The 18,580-nt window shown below is 67.0% G+C and carries 4 protein-coding genes; 2 read left to right on the top strand and 2 right to left on the bottom strand.

Features of this window, described 5'->3' with window-relative positions; translation table 11 throughout:
• Positions 1-17 precede the first annotated feature (17 nt).
• A complete protein-coding gene (locus HR086_RS04170) occupies positions 18-12,146 on the bottom strand; it encodes a non-ribosomal peptide synthetase (protein ID WP_174464927.1) in 12,129 nt (4,042 codons plus the stop codon).
• 178 nt (positions 12,147-12,324) lie between these two features.
• Entirely contained in the window at positions 12,325-15,270 is a 2,946-nt protein-coding gene (locus HR086_RS04175; RefSeq protein ID WP_254626163.1) for a hypothetical protein, read from the bottom strand.
• Between the two features lie 69 nt (positions 15,271-15,339).
• On the opposite strand from HR086_RS04175, the gene HR086_RS04180 reads away from it, so the two are divergent.
• Together HR086_RS04180 and HR086_RS04185 are read left to right on the top strand one after the other, a co-directional pair.
• Positions 15,340-16,287 (top strand): pirin family protein, encoded by a 948-nt coding sequence (locus HR086_RS04180; RefSeq protein WP_254614411.1) that lies wholly within the window; start codon positions 15,340-15,342, stop codon positions 16,285-16,287.
• Between the two features lie 288 nt (positions 16,288-16,575).
• Positions 16,576-18,312 carry an alpha-keto acid decarboxylase family protein gene (locus tag HR086_RS04185; protein ID WP_174464928.1) on the top strand — a complete coding sequence of 579 codons (1,737 nt, stop codon included), beginning with the start codon at positions 16,576-16,578 and terminating at the stop codon, positions 18,310-18,312.
• Positions 18,313-18,580: the final 268 nt, after the last annotated feature.

An 18,580-nucleotide genomic window follows, 5' to 3' on the forward strand; every position in this document is an offset into this window, starting at 1 on the left:
ACTCGCGAGGGGGGCGCTCAAGTCCCCGTGGATTTCGGAAGGACCGCTTCTTCGATTCGCCGCATGAAGTCGTTCAGGTGCCGGGCCATCACGGTGACCTGGGGCGGTTCAATCATCGTCTGGTGATTGCCGGGGACGCCGATGAGTTCCAGTCCGCCTTTGACGAGTTCCTGCCACGGCCGCTCGGGGTGTCGAGGGTGTGGCGGGACGTACTCCTGGGCGCGCAGGTAGATGGCGGTGCCCTCGGTGGGCGACGGCTCGTAGCTGAACAGCGCGCGCATATGGGCCTTCCAGACGGAGAGGAAGACCTGGAGGTCCACGAGGGAGAACGAGTCGGGTACCACGGCGCCGTCGCGGGCGCGTCGCAGCACCTCGAGCATCTGGGCCTGCGGGTCCAGTCCGCGCAGGAGGGAGATGAGCGCCTCCGACGAGTCACCGAACGTGGCGGCGAGCAGCTCCGCGTCGTCCTCGAAGCGCTTGGGGAGCTGACCTGGCCCTGGCGTGTCGAGGAACACGAGCAGCGAGGGTGGGACTCCCAGACGCCGCAGGGTCTGCGCCATGTCGTAGACGATGGTGCCGCCCATCGACAGGCCCACGAGGTAGTACGGCGGGCGCGGACGCAGTTGGAGCAGGGCGTTCAGGTGGACGGAGGCGAGCTGCTCGATGGTCTGCAGTGGCTCGCATTCGCCATTCACGCCCGGGGCCTGGAAGCCGTAGACGGAGCGCTCCGGACCGAGCGCGCGCACGAGGTCCTGGTAGCAGAAGACGGTTCCGCCAATCGGGTGCATGCACAGGAGTGGCGGGAGGTCGTCGCGTCCGCGTTGGAGCAAGACGATACCGTCGGGAAGCGCGGGCGCGGTGTCGAGTTCACCGGGCGTCAGCTTGTCTTGAACCCAGGAGGCGAGCGCCGCCACGGTGGGACTCTGGAAGAGGACCTGGAGCGGGACCTTGAAGCCGAAGCGCTCGGACAGCTTCGCGACGAGCTGTGCGGCGAGCAGCGAGTGTCCACCCAGGTCGAAGAAGCTCGCCGTCACGCTGATGGACTCGCGGCCGAGGACCTGCGCCCACAGGGATGCGATGTCCTCCTCCAGCGGCGTGCGCGGCGCCACGCGTGCATTCGAGTCATCCCCTGCAGCGGAGGGTCGGGGCAGCGCACGGTGGTCGACCTTGCCGTTCGCCGTGAGCGGGAGTGACGGGAGGACCACGAAGTCGGAGGGGACCATGTGCGAAGGGAGGGTCCCCTGGAGGAAGGTGCGAAGAACCGTGGACGTCAGCTCCAACTCTGTCGCGACGTAGCCGACAAGGCGCCTGTCTCCCGGCGTGTCTTCGCGCACAAGGACGATGGCATCGCGCACGTCGGGGTGTGAGCGGAGCGCGGACTCGACTTCGCCAAGCTCGATGCGGAAGCCGCGCAGCTTCACCTGGTTGTCGCGGCGACCGATGAAGTCGAGAGCGCCGTCGTGGCGAAGGCGGACGAGGTCACCGGTGCGGTAGAGGCGCGCGCCGGGAGCCGAGCTGAAGGGATGGGGGATGAATCGTTCGGCGGTGAGGTCGGCCCTGTCCCAGTAGCCCCAGGCGAGGCCATCGCCACCGACGAAGAGTTCCCCGGTGACGCCCGTGGGGACAGGCCGCAAATGCACGTCGAGCACATAGGCGGTGCTGTTGGCGATGGGCCTGCCGATGGGAACGGAGAGCTCGTGGTGGAGGAGGACAGGGTGCCAGGAGCTGAAGGTGGTGTTCTCGGTAGGGCCGTAGACGTGGAGGAGACGCTGAGGAGGCCCGAGAGAGAGGACGCGGTTGACGCAGGAGGTGTCCGCGTTCTCGCCGCCGAAGAGGAGGAAGCGGAGACGGGAGAAGGCGGAGGGCTCGGAGCGCGAGACGAGGTTGAAGAGAGCGGTGGTGAGGAAGAGGGCGGAGATGCGCTCGTCGAGGAGACGGCGGGAGAGGATGGAGGGGTCGATGACGTCATCCTTGTCGAGGATGACGAGGGAGGAGCCGTTGAGGAGGGCGCCCCAGATTTCGAAGGTAGAGGCGTCGAAGGCGACAGTGGCGGCCTGGGCGACGCGGTCATCATGTCCGAGCTGGACGTAGTCGGAGTCGAGGACGAGTCGAAGGACGGCGCGGTGGGGAATGCAGACACCCTTGGGGCGACCCGTCGAGCCCGAGGTGTAGGTGACGTAAGCGAGATCGTCGGGCCCCATGTCGTGAGTGAGCCGAGGAAGCTCGTCATCGGAGACAGGTGGCAGGGCATCGATGCACAGCGGCTCGATGTCACCGTGGGGAACGCGCACGGACAGCGAGGTCTGCGTGACGATGCGCTGGACCTGTGAGTCGCGAGCCATGAAGTCGAGGCGCTCGGAAGGGTAGTCAGGGTCGAGCGGGACGTAGGCGCCGCCTGCCTTGAGTATGGCGAGCAGCGTGACGATCAACTCGGGAGAGCGGGGCAGGCAGACTCCGACCTGGGGACGTGCTCTGTCGACCCCCTGCGCACGGAGGATGCGCGCGAGTCGAGTGGAGCGCATGTCGAGTTCGCCATACGAGAGCGAGTCGGAGCCGTGCTGCACGGCGATGGCGTCGGGACGCAGCGCGGCCTGGGTGGCGAATCGCTCGACGATGGACGAATGGGCCGGATACGGCCGGCCGGTGTCGTTCCATTCGACGAGCCACTGGCGACGCTCGTCGGTTGAGAGCAGCTCCAGGGAGTGGATGGAGGCGTGCGGAGTCCGGACGACCTGCTCCATCAAGCCGCGGAGATGGTCCACCATGCGCGAGATGGTCGCGGGCGTGAAGAGCGCGGTGGCGAACTCGAAGACACCGTTGAGTCCGTGAGGCGTCTCTTCCAACGACAGGGTGAGATCGAACTTCGACGTGCGCGGGTGCAACTCCAGGGTATCGACCACAAGTCCCGGGAGCTGAAGCTGTCCAGCCGGAGCATTCTGGAGAGCGAACATGACCTGGACGAGAGGGCCATGGCTCAAGGAGCGCTGGACGTGGAGTTCCTCGACGAGCTTCTCGAAAGGAAGCTCCTGGTGGGAGTAGGCACCGAGGCAGGAGTCGCGAGTGCGAAGGAGGACGTCGAGGAAGGAAGGGTTGCCGGAGAGGCGAGCGGGGAGAGGGAGTGTGTTGACGAAGAATCCGATGAGGGATTCGAGCTGAGGACGGGTGCGGTTGGCGATGGGAGAGCCGACGAGGAAGTCGAGCTGGCCGGAGTAGCGGGAGAGGAGGAGCTGGAAGGAGGAGAGCAGTGCCATGAAGAGGGTGGCACCGTGGAGACGGGAGAGGGAGTCGAGGGAGTCGCGAAGGTGGAGGGGAAGGGAGAAGCGGTGAGTGGAGCCCTCGAAGGATTGAAGAGAGGGACGAGGAAAGTCAGTGGGAAGAGAGAGGACGTGAGGGACGCCGTCGAGGAGGCGAGTCCAGAAGGAGAGCTGGGAGGAGAGGGTGTCGCCAGAGAGCCAATGACGCTGCCAGGAGGAGAAGTCGGCGTACTGGATGGAGAGAGGGGGAAGGGGTGAGGCCACGCCCTGAAGGCGAGCGAGGTACTCGGCGGAGAGCTCCTGGTAGAGGACGCCGAAGGACCAGCCGTCGGAGATGATGTGGTGGAGGTTGAGCAGCAGCAGATGCCGCTGAGGCGCGAGGAGGAAGAGACGCGCACGGAAGAGAGGACCGAGGGCGAGGTTGAAGGGAGCCTCGGCATCGAGCTGGAGGAGGCGAAGGGCTTCGTCGTCGGGGCTGGGAGCGGCCGAGAGGTCGATGAGTCCCCAGTCGAAGTCGGGAGCATCGGAGATGCGTTGGGAAGGCTCGCCGTCGCCCGGGAAGCGAGTGCGGAGAGCCTCGTGACGAAGGACGAGCGCGCGGAGGCTGTCGTGGAGTGCTGAGACGTCGAGAGCACCCTCCAGACGAAGCGCGAAGGGCATGTTGTAGACGGCCTGCTGCTCATGGAACTGGTTGAGGAACCAGAGGCGCTCCTGCGCGAAGGAGAGCGGCAGCGGTGCATCCCTGCTCACCGTCGAAATGAGCGAGGTGTTCTGAACCGTCTGCGCTGATTGGAGGCGCTGATCCACGGCCTGTGCGAAGGACTCGATGGTCGGTGCTTCGAAGAGCATCCGCACGGCCAGCGGAACACCGAGACGTTCCTGGCTCCGCGAGATGATCTGCGTGGCGAGCAATGAATGCCCACCGAGGTCGAAGAAGGTCGCGGTGACGCTGACCTTGTCGAGCTGAAGCACCACTGCCCAGATGACTGCGAGCTGCGACTCCAGCTCCGTGCGTGGAGCGACGAACGCCTCACCGTCGACGCGATTCGCCTCGGGCGCGGGGAGTGCGCGGTGGTCGATCTTCCCGTTGGGCGTGAGGGGCAGCGCGGCGAGGACGATGACCGTCGAGGGAACCATGTGGCTGGGAAGTTGTTTCCCCAGGTGCTCGCGCAATACGGAGCCGGCGAGCTCCGTCGCGACGTAGGCGACCAGTCGCTTGTCACCCGGCGAGTCCTCCCGCACGAGTACGACGGCGTCGCGCACGTCGGGGTGAGCCCGGATGGCGGACTCGACTTCACCCAGCTCGATGCGGAAGCCACGCAGCTTCACCTGGTTGTCGCGGCGGCCGATGAAGTCGAGAGCACCGTCAGTGCGAAGCCGGACGAGGTCACCGGTGCGGTAGAGGCGAGCGCCGGGAGCCGAGCTGAAGGGATGGGGAATGAAGCGCTCGGCGGTGAGGTCGGGCTTGTTCCAGTAGCCCCAGGCGAGGCCATCGCCACCGACGAAGAGTTCCCCAGTGACGCCCATGGGCACGGGCTGCAAATGCACGTCGAGCACATAGGCGGTGCTGTTGGCGATGGGCCTGCCGATGGGGACGGAGAGTTCCTGGTGGCAGAGGGTGGGGTGCCAGGTGCTGGCGGTGGTGTTTTCGGTGGGGCCGTAGCCGTTGACCAGTCGCTGAGGAGGCCCGGAGGAGAGGACGCGGTTGATGCAGGAGGGGTCCGCGTTCTCACCGCCGATGAGGACGAAGCGGAGGCGAGAGAAGGCGGAAGGCTCGGAGCGGGAGACGAGGTTGAAGAGAGAAGTGGTGAGGACGAGGGCGGAGATGCGCTCGTCGCGGAGACGACGGGCGAGGACAGCCGGGTCGATGACGTCATCCTTCTCAAGGATGACAAGGGCGGCGCCATTGAGGAGGGCGCCCCAGATTTCGAAGGTGGAGGCGTCGAAGGCGACGGTGGCGGCCTGGGCGACGCGGTCGTCGGGCCCGAGTTGAACGTCATTGGAGTTGAGGACGAGGCGGAGGACGCCTCGGTGGGGGATGCAGACACCCTTGGGTCTACCCGTCGAACCCGAGGTGTAGAGGATGTGCGCCAGGTCATCTGGACCGAGGTCGCACTCCAACGGCGCCTTGCCGTTCGCACTCAGCGCTTCGCGAAGCAGGTCAAGACTCAGGAGTCGCCAATCACCCGAAGGCACGCTCTCTCTGAGCGACTCGTGAGTGATGACGGCGACGACTTGTGCGTCGCGAGCCATGAAGTCGAGACGCTCGGAGGGGTAATCCGGGTCGAGCGGGACGTAGGCGCCGCCCGCCTTGAGGATGGCGAGCAGCGTGACAATCAGCTCGGGAGAGCGAGGCAGGCAGACCCCGACCTGAGGACGCGCCCTGCCAATTCCGTGAGCACGAAGGATGCGAGCGAGCTGGTTCGAGCGAGCATCCAGCTCGCCGTACGAGAGCGAGTCGGAGCCGTACTGCACGGCGATGGTGTCGGGACGCAGCGCGGCCTGGGTGGCGAAGCATTCGACGATGGACGAGTGGGCCGGATACGGCCGGCCGGTGTCGTTCCATTCGACGAGCCACTGGCGACGCTCGTCGGCGGAGAGCAGGTCCAGTGAGTGGATGGAGACGTGCGGAGTCCGGACGACCTGCTCCATCAGCCTGCGAAGGTGGTCCGCCATGCGCGCGACGGTGGCTGGCGCGAAGAGCGCGGTGGCGAACTCGAAAACGCCGTGAAGGCCATCCGGCGACTCCTCCAAAGAGAGCGTGAGGTCGAACTTGGAAGTGTGGGGATGGAGTTCGACGTGTTCGACGCTGAGCCCCGGGAAGGACGGCGGTGCACCGGGCGCGTTCTGGAGAGCGAACATGACCTGGACGAGAGGGCCATGGCTCAGGGAGCGCTGGACGTGGAGTTCCTCGACGAGCTTCTCGAAGGGAAGCTCCTGGTGGGAGTAGGCACCAAGGCAGGAGTCGCGAGTGCGGAGGAGGACGTCGAGGAAGGAAGGGTTGCCGGAGAGGCGAGCGGGGAGAGGGAGAGTGTTGACGAAGAATCCGATGAGGGATTCGAGCTGAGGACGGGTGCGGTTGGCGATGGGAGAGCCGACGAGGAAGTCGAGCTGGCCGGAGTAGCGGGAGAGGAGGAGCTGGAAGGAGGAGAGCAGTGCCATGAAGAGGGTGGCACCGTGGAGACGGGAGAGGGAGTCGAGGGAGTCGCGAAGGAGGAGGGGAAGAGAGAAGCGGTGAGTGGAGCCCTCGAAGGATTGGAGAGAGGGACGAGGAAAGTCAGAGGGAAGAGAGAGGACGTGAGGGACGCCGTCGAGGAGACGAGTCCAGAAGGAGAGCTGGGAGGAGAGGGTGTCGCCGGAGAGCCAGTGACGCTGCCAGGAGGAGAAGTCGGCGTACTGGATGGAGAGAGGGGCGAGGGAGGAGGCCACGCCCTGGAGGCGAGCGAGGTACTCGGCGGAGAGCTCCTGGTAGAGGACGCCGAAGGACCAGCCGTCGGAGATGATGTGGTGGAGGTTGAGCAGCAGCAGATGCCGCTGAGGCGCGAGGAGGAAGAGGCGCGCGCGGAAGAGAGGACCGAGGGCGAGGTTGAAGGGAGCCTCGGCATCGAGCTGGAGGAGGCGAAGGGCTTCGTCGTCGGGGTTGGGAGAGGACGAGAGGTCGACGAGTTCCCAGTCGAAGTCGAGGGAGTCGGAGATGTGCTGAGAGGGAACGCCGTCGCCGGGGAAGTGAGTGCGGAGGGACTCGTGCCGAAGGACGAGCGCGCGGAGGCTGTCGTGGAGTGCGGCGACGTCAAGAGCGCCCTCCAGACGCAGCGCGAAGGGCATGTTGTAGACGGCCTGCTGCTCATGAAGCTGGCTGAGGAACCAGAGACGCTCCTGCGCGAAGGAGAGCGGCAGCGGCGCGTCTCTGCTCACCGTCGGGGCGAGGGCCACGTCTGTCGGAGCAGGAACGGCGTTTCGGCGCTGCTCGACGACGCGAGCAAGGGCCTCGATGGAGGGCGCCTCGAATAGCGCGCGAACGGGAATCAGCGTGCCCAGGTGCTCCTGGATGCGAGAGATGACCTGGGTGGCGAGCAAGGAGTGCCCGCCCAGGTCGAAGAAGTTCGCGGTGACGCTGACGCTGTCGAGCTGAAGCACAGCGCCCCAGATGGCCGCGAGCCGCGACTCCAGCTCCGTGCGCGGAGCGACGAACGAGTCCGTCTCCAACGCTCCGAACTCAGGCGCCGGCAATGCGCGCCGATCCACCTTGCCATTGGGTGTGAGTGGAAGCGCGTCGAGGACGACGACCGCCGAGGGCACCATGTAGCTGGGAAGCTGTTGTCCCAGGTGCTCACGCAACAGTGTCCCGGAGCTTCGCGTCACGACGTATGCGACCAGTCGCTTGTCACCCGGCGAGTCCTCTCGCACGAGCACGACGGCGTCGCGCACGGCGGGATGGGCACGCAGCGCGGCCTCGACCTCACCCAGTTCGATGCGGAATCCGCGCAGCTTCACCTGGTTGTCGCGGCGGCCAATGAAGTCCAGCTCTCCGTCCTGACGGAAGCGAACGAGGTCGCCCGTGCGATAGAGGCGCGCGCCCGGAGTCGTGCTGAAGGGATGGGGAATGAAGCGCTCGGCGGTGAGGTCGGGTCTGTCCCAATAGCCCCAGGCGAGGCCGTCGCCTCCGACGAACAGCTCACCCGCGACACCCCGAGGAACAGGTTGCAGATTCGCATCGAGCACATAGGCGGTGCTGTTGGAGACAGGCCTTCCAATGGGGACCGACAGCTCGGTGGAGGGCTGGGCCTGATACCAGGTGCTGTACGTGGTGTTCTCGGTGGGGCCGTAGCCGTTCACCAATGCGACCGGTGCTCCGTGTGTGAGCACGCGTTGAACAGTCGTTGCGTCGGCGGCCTCTCCTCCGAAGATGACCCAGCGCAACCCCGCGAACGCATCAGGGTGCGTGCGCGCGGTGTGGTGGAAGATGGCGGTCGCGACGACCAGCGCGGAGATGCGCTCCTCCCGCAGGTGGCGCGCGAAGACGTCGGGCTGGATGACCTCGTCCTTGTCGAAGATGACGAGCGCGGCGCCATTGAGCAGCGCACCCCAGATCTCCAAGGTGGAGAGGTCGAACGTCACCGTGGTCACCTGGGCGACCCGGTCGTCTGGCCCCAGGCGGACCTGGTCCGGGTCGAGCGCCATGCGAACCACACCCCGGTGTGGAATGCAGACACCCTTGGGACGCCCCGTGGACCCGGAGGTGTAGATGATGTGCGCCAGGTCATCGGCGGTGCTGTCATCCACCCACGGAGTTGACGCCGAACCCTCCAGCGCATCCCCGAGCCGATCCAGGTTCACCACGTGCCACGGTCCCTCGGGAAGCCGCGTGCTCAGCGCATCGTGAGAGACGATGGCCGCGAGTCGGGCGTCATGGGCCATGAAGGCCAGTCGCTCCGTGGGGTGCTCGGGGTCGAGCGGAACGTACGCTCCGCCGGCCTTGAGACTCGCGAGGAACGCGACGATGAGCTCCGGGGACCGAGGCAGGCACACGCCCACCTGCGGATGCCGGCGGTTGACGCCCTGGGCTCGCAGTACCTGGGCCAGCGCATTGGCGCGCGAATCGAGCTGGGCATAGGTGAGCGCGCGCTCTCCCTGTCGAACCGCCACGGCTTCGGGCCGCAGCGCCACCTGTGCATTGAAGAGGCGCACGAGAGACGACTCGGACGGGTAGGCGCGCGCCGTGTGGTTCCAGTCGATGAGCCACTGGCGTTGCTCGTCGTCGGAGAGGATCGGCACTTGTCCGCAAGGACGCTCGGGTTCCCGGACGAACGCCTCGACGAGTCGCACGAAGTGCTCCGCCATCCGTTCGATGGTGTGCGGAGCGAACAGCGCGGTGGAGTACTCGATGGAGCCCCGGAGTCCCTCGGGGGATTCCTCCAGCGCGAGGAACAGCTCGAACCGCGACGTCCGTGTCTCCAGATCCAGCGGAGCGACCTGGAGCCCTGGAAGCTGAAGCTGTCCCCCGGGAGCGTTCTGGAGCGCGAATAGGACCTGGACCAACGGACTGCGTCCGGGCTCGCGCTCGACGTGGAGTTCCTCGACGAGCTTCTCGAAGGGAAGCTCCTGGTGGGAGTAGGCGCCTAGGCAGGAGTCGCGAGTGCGAAGGAGGACGTCGAGGAAGGAAGGGTTGCCGGAGAGGCGAGCGGGGAGAGGGAGGGTGTTGACGAAGAATCCGATGAGGGATTCGAGCTGAGGACGGGTGCGGTTGGCGATGGGAGAGCCGACGAGGAAGTCGAGCTGGCCGGAGTAGCGGGAGAGGAGGAGCTGGAAGGAGGAGAGCAGTGCCATGAAGAGGGTGGCACCGTGGAGACGGGAGAGGGAGTCGAGGGAGTCGCGAAGGTGGAGGGGAAGAGAGAAGCGGTGAGTGGAGCCCTCGAAGGATTGGAGAGAGGGACGAGGAAAGTCAGAGGGAAGAGAGAGGACGTGAGGGACGCCGTCGAGGAGGCGAGTCCAGAAGGAGAGCTGGGAGGAGAGGGTGTCGCCGGAGAGCCAGTGACGCTGCCAGGAGGAGAAGTCGGCGTACTGGATGGAGAGAGGGGCGAGGGAGGAGGCCACACCCTGGAGTCGAGCGAGGTACTCGGCGGAGAGTTCCTGGTAGAGGACGCCGAAGGACCAGCCGTCGGCGATGATGTGGTGGAGGTTGAGCAGCAACAGATGCTCATGTTCGTGAGCAGCGGTCGTCACCAGCAGCGCTCGAAAGAGCGGACCACGTGCGAGGTCGAACGGACGTTCCGCCGCGGCACGCAGCAGGGCGTGGGCCTGTTCGACTGAACTCACGGCGCTCCGCTCCAACCGCACGGACACGGACTCCGCCACGAGTTGCACGGGAGCGCCTTCGCCCGGGAAGGTCGTGCGCAGGGACTCGTGACGGTCAACGAGTGCCTGGAGGCTTTGCTCCAGGGCCGTGACGTCGAGAGCCCCCTCCAACCGGAACGCCATGGGCAGGGAGTAGACGGCCGTGTCCGGCATCCACCGGTCGAGGAACCACAGGCGCTGCTGCGCGAACGATGGGCTCAGGCGCGCCTCGCCCTGGGCGGGTCGGATGAGGTCCTCGGAGAACGCGCTCGTGGTCTCCTCAAGATTGGCGCACAGCTCGCGAAGGACGGGCCTATCGAAGAGCGCACGCAGCGGAAGGTGGAACCGTGTCTCCTCGCGCATCCGGGTGATGACCTGCGTGGCGAGCAGCGAGTGGCCCCCCAGGTCGAAGAAGTTCGCGGTGGCGCTCACGGCGTCCATGCCCAGCACCTCCGCCCAGATGCGCGCGACGGCGGTCTCCAGGGCCGACTCCGGCGCGATGAAGTCCTCGGAGTGCGCCTGGGGTGTGGGCAGCAACGCGCGGTCCACCTTGCCGTTGGGCGTGAGTGGCAGTGCGTCCAGCACCACGATGGCGGCGGGCACCATGTACCCGGGGAGCAGGCGTTGCACGTGCTCGCGCAGCTCGACGGAGGACGCTCGCGCGACGACGTACGCGACCAGCCTCCGGTCTCCCGGTAAGTCCTCTCGCACGAGCGCGAGGGCCTCCAGCACGGAGGAATGCTGGCGCAGCGCACTCTCCACTTCCCCCAGCTCGATTCGGAAGCCACGCAGCTTCACCTGGTGGTCGCGACGGCCGATGAACTCCATGACTCCATCGACGCGCCGCCGCACCAGATCTCCGGTGCGGTACATCCGCCCACCGGGCGTATCGCTCCAGGGGTCGGGCAGGAAGCGCTCTCCCGTCAGGTCCGCGCGCTCCCAGTATCCCCACGCGAGGCCCAAGCCCCCCGTGTACAGCTCACCCACGGTTCCGACGGGAACGGGCCGCAGCGCCTCGTCCAGTACATACATCCGCGTCCCGGAGATGGCGCGGCCAATGGCGACGGCCGTGGTGTCATCTGTCTCCAGTGCTCCGCGCATCGGGTGGAAGCTGGTGAACGTCGTGTTCTCGGTGGGCCCGTAGAAGTTGACCAGCCGGATGTGCGGAAGCTGCTCCAGCGCCTTGCGCGCATGGGGCACGGAGAGGACCTCGCCTCCCGTGAGCAGCTCGCGCACGCGGCCCATTCCAGGCAGGCCCAGCTCGACGAGTTGATGGAAGAGGCCCGTCGTCACCCAGACCACCGTCACTCCCTGCGCCTCCAGGAAGGGACCCAGCTCGTCCAGCCCCGCGGCGCCCTGGGTGAACACGGCGAGCCGCGCGCCATTGAGGAGCGCTCCCCAGATTTCAAAGGTCGACGCATCGAAGGCCACGGGCGCGAGCTGCAGCAGCACGTCGTCGGGGCCCACGTCCACGTAGTTGGCGCCCAGCACCAGCCGCAACACGCCCCGGTGGGGAACACAGACGCCCTTGGGTTTGCCCGTGGAGCCCGATGTGAAGACCACGTAGGCGAGGTCGTCCGGGCAGACCTCCCGCTTGGGCGGATGCGCGGGAAGCGCGTCCAGCTCCGCCTCCAGTGCGTCCAGGCACAGCGTGGGCACACCGCCCGACGGCAGGCGGGAGCGCAGGCCCGTCTGCGTGACGATGGCGTGGACCCCCGCGTCCTCCGCCATCAACCGCAGTCGCTCGGACGGGTAGTCGGGATCGAGCGGAACGTAGGCGCCGCCCGCCTTGACGATGGCGAGGAGGGTGACCAGCAGCTCCGCCGAGCGCGGGAGACAGACGCCCACCTGGGGATGCTCTCGACCGATGCCCTGGGCGCGCAGGCGCCACGCGAGCTGGTTCGCCCGCGCGTCGAGTCCCGCATACGTCAGGCTCACGCTGTCGCTGCTGACCGCGACAGCGTGAGGACGCAGCGCTACCTGGGCTTCGAAGGCGTCCGCGATGTTGGAGGGAAGAGAAGCCGGAGAGGGAGCCGACAAGGAGAGGGCGTCGAGCATGTCAACGCGTCGCCCTCACAGGATGAGAAAGCGACGGCTGCCGCGGGGGGCACGGCAGCCGATGAGACGGGGCGGAACGCGTGAGTCATATCTAGGAGGCTTGCCGAGACATGCGCAAGATTGGCTGGTCCTCCCCGCCCTGATGAGGCGGATCTCCGTTGAGTTGTGTTTCAGTTTATTACGGGTGACTCGTCGGGTCCGCCGGGTTCGTGCCAGCGGAGCGCTCGTCGCCATCGCGGAAGCCGTCGAGGTCCCGGTCGATGCCGATGCGCGTTCCCGAGCCCGGGGGCACGCACGTGTACGTCAGCACGCCGTTGCTCGCCGTGGTGGCGGCGCGAAGGTTTGCGTCCGACACTCCTGGCAGACCCTGTCGGTCGACGATGAACTGACCTCCTCCCACGTAGAGGAAGCCCGCATCGTGCGGGCCCACCCGGCCCTTGGCGACCAGGTCGCACTCGCCCGCGTTCGCTCGCGCCACCAGCAGGTTGATGCGCGGCCCCACCACGGCGGCCTGGGCTGCCGTCAGCGTCACCTGCTGGCCGACGATGGGCGCCAGGTTCGTGTCGAAGACGAAGATGAACTGCTCCATGTTCTTCTTCGCCGCGACGCCCTCCGGCGTATCCGGGATGCCCACCGAGTTGAAGATGGGGTGGAAGTCGAAGCCGCTGTTGAACGTGAAGAGGGTGGGGACGGTGCCGTCGCTGTTGAAGCCGAAGCCGCGCACCTGGTCTCCCATGAAGGGATCCACGGGCAGGTTGCCCGTGGCGAAGGGCGCGCCGAACATTCCGACCTTCTGGTACGCGTTGCGCAGGTGCGGCACCTTGGGAAACTGCGGCACCACGTCGAACGACGACCGACCGTCCGTGCCGAAGAAGCCCTTGAAGACACCTTCGCCAGGGTTCGCGTTGGGGTCGAGCGTGTGGCACGAGCCGCAGGGCCCGTGGAAGAACGTCGTCGTGTTCAGGAAGAAGTCCCGGCCCGCCTGCTGCGTGGTCGTGAGGGAGTTGTCCAGCTTGCGGATGGGGTTGGGCGGATAGACGACCTGGAGCGCGAAGTCGGTGAACTTCTGGAGCTGCTGCGGCGTGAGCTGGGCGTTGCGGCCCAACAGGTCCATGAAGGCCGGGTTGAACTGCTTGAAGGCCTCCGACTCATTGAAGGAGCCGTTGTTGGGCTGGGCGTTCGCCGCGCTGTCTCCGCCGTTGCGGTCTCCTCGCCAGTGCATGGGGCCGTGGTTGGCCATGCCTCGGAGGCTCTGCGTCGTCATCGGGCCCTTCAGCGGGTGGAAGGCCGTGCTCTGGCCGAACGTCGGATCGCTGCCGAACTCGGGCATGATGGGGACGACGGGGCTGGGGTTGTTCTTCACCGCGCCGTCCGGGTTGCCCAGGTCCCAGGCCAGGCTGTCGAAGTCGCCGAAGATGTGGCAGCTGGCGCACGAGGAGTCGCCGTGGCTGGAGCTGTTCCGGGCGTCGTAGAGGAACGGACGGCCCTCCACCACGCTCGCGGGCTCCGGGTTGTACATGGGCAGGTGGGCGATCTCCTGGCGCGTCGTCGTGTTGATGACGGAGATGGCGTTGTCGAAGCGGGTGAGCACGTAGAGCCGCCGCCGCGCCTCGTCCAGCACCAGCCCCGTGGGGCCGCCGCCGGTGAGCTGAATCTGGTTCGCGGCGTTCGGCACGAAGGTGTCCGCCTCCAGCGCCGCGGTGGAGTAGACGCCCAGCTTCGAGGAGCCGAAGGCCGTGACGAACAGCGTGGCGCCGTCGGAGGTCACCGCCATGCCCAGCGGCTGCGCGAGGCTCTTCTCGCTCTCCGGATTGGGCGTGGGCGCGCAGCAGGTGCCGTAGTTGATGTGCTTGTTGAGGTGGCGCGGCGTGACGCTGGTGGGGCCGAGCACGGTGATGCGGCTCTCGTGGATGTGGCCGCGCAGCGTGGTGTTGGCGAAGGTGCCGGGCCCCTCGAAGCGCAGGTCATTCCGGGCCTCGGTGTTGCTGACGTACACCTTCCCGTTGGCGGGGTTGACCACCATGTTGAACAGGATGGTGCCCACGCCGGCGTAGACGCTCCCGCTGCCGGTGAGCGGCGCGGGCGGGTTGGAGGTGGCGTCGATGGCGAAGACGTCCTTGTCCGGCAGGGACAGGCGCACCTGCGGCGTCCACGAGCGGTTCACCACGTCCACCCAGTCCTGCCCGTTGTACTTGACGATGACGGAGACCTCCGGGGCGGGGACGCCCGCGAAGTTGGTGTTGGGGCTCGGAACGCCGCCCGCGGCTTCGCCACCGTTGGGAATGGCCGCCTCGTGCAGCACCGTGGTGCGATTGCCGGAGTGGAAGGCCGCCGCGTACACCCGCGAGCCGTCGGGCGTCGTCGCCAGGGCCCGGGGCGTGTCGGAGAACAGCGACAGGATGGTGAGCGGCGTGCCACCCAGCGAGCTGCCCAGGTGGTCCGAGTCGAAGACCCAGACGTCGGCCCGGCCCACGCCCGGCGTGGTGAGCTGGGGGTCGAACGGCGCGTTCTGTCCGCGATGCGCCGCGGTGATGAACGCGCGCCGCCGGCCCGGGCCCGCGAAGACCAGGTCGCGAGGCTCGTCACCCACGAGCAGCGTGCGCGTCACGATGCCGCTGTTTCCCTCACCGTCCACGCGGACGATGCTGACGCTGTCAGACAGGTGGTTGACGACCCAGACCTCGTCGTTCGTCCTCGCGGCGACGGCCACGGGCTCCAGGCCCACCGGCACCGAGCCCCGGTGGCTGAGGCCACTGTTGCCGACGCGGAAGATCTCCAGGCGGTTGTCCGGAGTGTTGACGGCGAACAGCAGCCTTCCGTCAGGGGAGAGGGCCAGGGGCCGCACCTGTCCGCTTTCGAAGAGCGTGAAGGGCGCCGCCACGGCTTCGCGGCTTGAAAAGACTCCCGCCAGCAGCAACGTCAAGACAACGCTTCTCAGCGAACCAGCTCGAACGGCAGTGCACCGGGGTTTCACATCATCCTCCAGGGGAGAGGGACTCTTCCCTCCCTCCGTCGAGGGAGTGACGGTTGGAAGGGAATGCGGAATCTTCCGTGGATACGGTGTGAACCGTAAATACTGGCATTCGCTTTCGTGGAAATGCCCGTGACGGTGACGCAGTCTCATGGGTCTGGAGTGTCCGGACCTACCCATGGCATGTCCGGACGGAGCGAATTTTTACAGGAGTGTGAGCCGATGGCCTGGAAGATGCCCGAGGAACCCTATGTCGACGCGGAGCCTGGCTCCGCGCTGGAGACCGTCATCGTTCCGCGCACGCGGGACCTGGGGGATGGCTTCGAGGTGCGCCGGGCGCTGCCGTCGTCGCGGCGGCGGATGGTGGGCCCGTTCATCTTCCTGGACCAGATGGGGCCCTCGGTGCTCCAGGCGGGCAAGGGGCTCGACGTGCGGCCCCATCCGCACATTGGCCTGGCCACGGTGACGTATCTGTTCGATGGCGAGGTCCTGCACCGGGACTCGCTGGGCGTGGTGCAGACCATCCGGCCCGGCGCGGTGAACTGGATGGTGGCGGGACGCGGCATCGTCCACTCGGAGCGCACGCCGCCGGAGGCGCGCGTGAAGGCGAACCGGCTGTTCGGCATCCAGTTCTGGGTGGCGCTGCCCGGCAAGCACGAGGAGGTCGCGCCGTCCTTCGTACACACGCCGGTGGAGGCGCTTCCGGTCATCCAGGACCACGGCCTGGAGCTGAGGCTCATCGCAGGCGAGCTCTTCGGCGAGCGTTCTCCGGCGAAGACGCAGTCAGAGCTGTTCTACGCGGACGTGAAGCTCGACGTGGGCACCCGGCTTCCCGTGCCGTCCGTGCATGAGGAGCGGGGCCTGTTCATCGCGGAGGGGCAGGTGGAGGTCGGCGGCGAGAGCTTCGGTCCCGGTCAGCTCCTGGTGCTGCGTCCGGGCGCGGACGTCGTCGCCCGGGGCGGCGGGGCCACGCGCTCGCGCTTGTTGCTCTTTGGCGGCGAGCCCATGGATGGGCCGCGTCACATCTGGTGGAACTTCGTCTCCAGCTCGAAGGAGCGCATCGAGCAGGCCAAGGAAGACTGGCTCGCGGGGCGCATCGGCCAGGTCCCGGGTGAGACGGAATTCATTCCGCTCCCGGAGCCCGAGCCAAACGTGCCCCGCTATCCCTGACACGCCCGCAAGGTTGATTGAGACAGCCCCGCAGGAGGTCCTTCTGCGGGGAGTGTCTGTGTGCCCCGAGGCAGCTCAATCCTTGTGCAAACACTCTCCATTTCAGTATCCGCCGCTTGGATTGATGGGAAGCCGACGGGCGAGGGAGGGCAGGGTTTTCACGGATTGAGTTGTGAGGCTCGCGATGCAAATCCTTTCGCAGTGACCTTGGGTGTCTGGAGATGCCCGAGCGAGTCTCTTGTGCGGGGAGGAATCGCCGTGAGCCATCCGAACATGAAGTCGCGAGAAATGTCCGTCTCTGTCGGAGATTATCTGCTGGCCCGCTTGCAGGAGCTGGGCATCCACCATGTCTTCGGCGTCCCGGGAGACTTCAACCTGGGCGTGCTCGAGCAGTTGCTCAAGCATCCGGGGCTGCGGTGGGTCGGGTGCTGCAACGAACTCAATGCCGCCTACGCCGCGGACGGGTATGCCCGCATGCGAGGGGTTGCCGCGCTGCTGACGGCCTATGGCGTGGGGGAGCTGAGCACCATCAACGGCATCGCCGGCGCGTATGCCGAGCGGGTGCCCGTGGTGGCCATCACCGGAGCCCCTCCGCTGTCCCATCTCCAGAAGCGCTCCGTGATTCACCACAGCCTGGGGGATGGAGACTTCGGCAACACGCTGGCGAGCGTGGCGCCCTTCACTGTTGCGCAAGCGGTGCTGACGCAGGCGAATGCACCCCAGGAGATCGACCGGGTGCTGCGCACGTGTCTCCGGGAGCGGCGGCCCGTGTATCTCCAGCTCCCCTCCGACGTGACGTTCCAGCACGTCCCAGCTCCCGAGGCGCCGCTGGTGCAGGAGGCTCCACGGAGCGACCCCGACAGTCTTCGGCTGCTCCTCGAGGAACTGGTGCCAAGGTTGAGGGGCGCCCGACGGTGCGCGCTGCTGGTGGACAGCGATATCCAGCGCTTCGGCCTCGCGCCGAAGGTGCTCGCGATGGCGGAGGCCGGCCGACTTCCTATCGCGTTGCTCAGCTCCGCGCGGGGCCTGGTCGACGAGGGGCATCCGGCGTTCCTCGGCTTCTATGGCGGGCGCCTGTCCGATGCATACGTGCGGGATTGGGTGGATGGCGCGGACTGCGTGGTGGCCCTGGGCACGCGCTTCACGGACCTCAACACGCACTCCTTCTCTCATCGCCTGGAGTCCGCCCGGCTGGTGGATCTCCAGCTCTTCAGCGCCGCGCTGGGGCAGGGGACGCAGGGTGAGCCACCGTCCCTGTACAGCGGATTGGTGTTGAGCGAGGTGCTGGAGGCGTTGACGGAGTCGCTGGGCGCTCGGGGGGCCCAGGACTTTGTTCCCCGCTCCGCCCGGCTGCGAGCCACGGCGGCGGCCCGGGCGCCAGTGCCCATCCCCAAGACCGGGACGCCGCTGACCCACGCGCAGCTCTGGCCCGCGCTCGCGGGGGTGCTGGAGCCGGAGGATGTCCTCGTCGTCGAGGCGGGCAGCCCCATGGTGGGCTTTTCATCCACGCAGCTTCCCCGAGGCGTGAGCTGGGTGGCCCAGCCGCTGTGGTGCTCCATCGGCTACACGCTGCCGGCGTTGCTGGGCACCAGCCTGGCGGCGGCCCCGGAGCGGCGCCACCTGCTCTTCATCGGCGACGGCTCCTTCATCATGACGGCCCAGGAGCTCTCCACGTTGCTGCATTTGAAGCTCAAGCCCCTCGTCTTCCTCATCAACAACGCGGGCTACACCATCGAGCGCCTCATCGTCGGTCCGGAGTCCGTCTACAATGACATCCCGAAGTGGAACTACCCGGCCGTCTGTGATGCGCTGGGGGCTCCAGGTCAGTCGCTGACCTTGCTCATCGAGAAGCCGGAGCAGGTGGCGCCTGTCTTGGCCGAGGCGGTGCGTGCCCAGCGCGGCGGACGGCTGGTGTTCGTGGAGGTTCGGCTGGCTCCGCTGGACGCCCCCGCGGGCCTGGCTCAGATGGGGGCCTCCCTCTATTCCTTGTCATACCGGGACGACAGCGGACTGCCTCGCTTCTGAGCCCCTGGTGCATTCCCTTGCGGGGCGGCGGGATGGGGAAGTTACTCCCAGTGTGTTGGTCTGGGAGTGCCGTACACCCCATAAGCTGTCCTCGACTACTCCACCGCGGCGCGTACGGTGATCGTGGGGTACAGCGGCTGCGGACCCTGGACGAGGTGGGGCCAGACGACGACATACACTCGTGCCACGAGTCTGTGCCCCACGCCGCCTGAAGCATGAATGAGCAGACGTCGTCGTGAATCGAAAACGGCCCGCCCCGGAATGTCTC

This window comes from Myxococcus sp. CA039A (assembly GCF_013336645.1).
Taxonomy (GTDB): Bacteria; Myxococcota; Myxococcia; order Myxococcales; family Myxococcaceae; genus Myxococcus; species Myxococcus llanfairpwllgwyngyllgogerychwyrndrobwllllantysiliogogogochensis.